General features: G+C 72.7%; 3 protein-coding genes. All 3 read left to right on the top strand.

Annotated features, from left to right (window positions below; translation table 11 throughout):
• The coding region (locus VFM98_RS25800) for a hypothetical protein (protein WP_325112744.1) at window positions 1-255 on the top strand (255 nt) is incomplete at its 5' end.
• 8 nt (window positions 256-263) lie between these two features.
• The gene (locus VFM98_RS25795; RefSeq protein ID WP_325112743.1) at window positions 264-1,169 is read left to right on the top strand and encodes an efflux RND transporter periplasmic adaptor subunit; all 906 of its coding nucleotides are present in this window, start codon (window positions 264-266) and stop codon (window positions 1,167-1,169) included.
• Window positions 1,170-1,176: 7 nt separating this feature from the next.
• Window positions 1,177-2,218, top strand: a 1,042-nt coding sequence (locus VFM98_RS25790) for a hypothetical protein (protein ID WP_325112742.1), incomplete at its 3' end; no start/stop codon positions are given.

Below are 2,218 nucleotides of genomic sequence, written 5' to 3'. Positions count from 1 at the left end.
CGCGCCGGCCGGCAGGGGCAGCCCGGGAGCTGCGAGACGATGCTGGCACTGGACTTTCCGCTGCTGCAGCGGCGGCTGCCGGCGGCGTGGCGCGTGTCGCTCGCGCGACCCGCGGCGCACCGCCTGTTCGCCGGCGCCAGCCTCCGGGCGGCGCAGGCCCTCGAAGACTGGTCGCGCAGGCAGCAGCGTGCAAGACTCGCGCGGCTCGCGCAAAACGAAGAACACGAACTGAATTTCAGTCGCTGGGGATCCTGATGAAGTGGATGGGACGAACGTTCCTGGCGGCGGGCATGCTGCTCGCGCACAACCTGCAAGCCGCACCGGCAAGCACCTCTGCGCAGCCCCTGGGCTGCCTCATCGAGCCGTACAGCGTCTCCGACCTGGGCAGCCCGGTCGTGGGCGTGATCGAGCAGGTGCTGGTGGAACGCGGCGACCGCGTGCGGGCCGGCCAGCCGCTGGCGACGCTGCGGGCCGATGTCGAACGGGTGTCCGTCCACGTCGCGCAGGGCCGCGCCCAGGCCCACGGCGAGCTCCGCGCGGCCGAGGCCAACGCCGAACTGGCGCGCCAGAAGCTCGCGCGGGCGGCGGACCTCGCGCGGCAGGAATTCATCTCGGCCCAGGCGCTGGAGCAGGCCCGCGCCGAGGCGCTGGTCGCCGAGAACCGGCTGGTGCAGGCGCGCGAGCAGCGCGACATCTACCAGCGCGAGCACGAGCTGGCGCAGGCGCAGCTGGGGCTGCGCACGATCCGCAGCCCGAGCAACGGCGTGGTGGCCGACCGCTTCATGTCGGCCGGCGAGCGCGTCGAGGAAAAGCCCATGTTCCGCATCGCGGTGATCGATCCCCTGCGGGTGGAGGTGGTGCTCCCCGCGAGCCTCTATCCGGCCGTGAGCCGGGGCACGCAGATGCGCATCGCGCCCGAATTCCCGGGCGCGCAGCCGCGGCTGGCCAGGGTGGTGCTGGTCGACAAGGTGATCGAAGGCGCCAGCAACACCTTCCGCGCGCGGCTCACGCTGCCCAACGCCGACAACCAGCTGCCGGCGGGACTGCGCTGCAAGGCCGAACTCGTGCGGCCCGAGCCGGCCCAGCCCGTCCAGCCCGCCAAGCCCCCGGCGCACACCGAGATCCGCCTGCAGGGCTCGCCCGTCCTGCGGTCGACTCCGCGCCTCTGAGGCCTGCATGCTGAGGCACTGGCTGCGCCGGAACAGGCCGCCACGCGCGCAACGCGTCGCCCCGCAGGCGGAATGGGTCGAACAGCGCCTGCTGTATTCGGCCGACGCCGCCAGCCTGCTGGGCCTCGACACCGCGCTGGCACCCGCGGCGCAGGAGCGCACGCTCGACGCCAGCTTCGAGTACGCGACCCAGTCCGCGGCCGCGACGACGGGGGTGGACGACGTGCGCACCGCCTTCGCGCTCACGCCGCTGCAGTTCGAGGCCGACGCGGGCCAGCTCGGGGCCGGCGTCGACTTCGCCGCCTCCGGCATCGGCTACGCCGTGCGCCTGGGCGACGGCAACGCCGAACTGCTGCTGCAAGGCGCCGAACGGCCGGTCATGCTGGCGCTGGTGGGCGGCAACCCCGGCGCCGCCGAAGGGCAGGACCTGCTCGCCACGCGCAGCAACTACCTGATCGGCGCCGACAGCAGCCAATGGATCACCGACATCGCCAACTACGGCAGCGTGCTGTACCGCGGTGTCTACGACGGCATCGACGTCCGCTACTACGGCAACCAGCAGCAGCTCGAATACGACTTCATCGTCGCGGCCGGGGCCGATGCCTCGCAGATCCGGCTGGCGTTCGAGGGCGCGCAGGCCAGCCTGGACGCCGACGGCAGGCTGGTGCTGCGCACCGTCGAAGGACGCGAACTCCAGTTCGCGGCGCCGGTGAGCTGGCAGCAGGGGCCCGGTGGGCGCGAGGCGGTGGCGAGCCGCTACGAGCTGCACGAGGACGGCAGCGTGGGCTTCGTGCTGGGCGCGTACGACCGCACGCGAGCGCTGGTGATCGACCCCGTGCTGCAGTATGCGAGCTACTTCGGGGAAAGCGGCACGGACACGGCCGTCGACGTGGCGGTGGGCGCGGACGGGTCGGTGTACGTCACCGGTTCCACCACGAGCACCGGCGGCATCCTGGACACGCTGCTGGGGGGGCTGCTGGGCGGGATCCTGGGGGGCAGCACCGGCCAGGACGTGTACGTCGCCAAGTTCAGCCCCGACCTCTCCACCC

This window comes from Ramlibacter sp., assembly GCF_035706265.1.
Lineage (GTDB): Bacteria > Pseudomonadota > Gammaproteobacteria > Burkholderiales > Burkholderiaceae_C > Ramlibacter.
The sequence above is the reverse complement of the archived record's forward strand: the minus strand, read 5'-3'. Positions and strand labels throughout refer to the sequence as shown.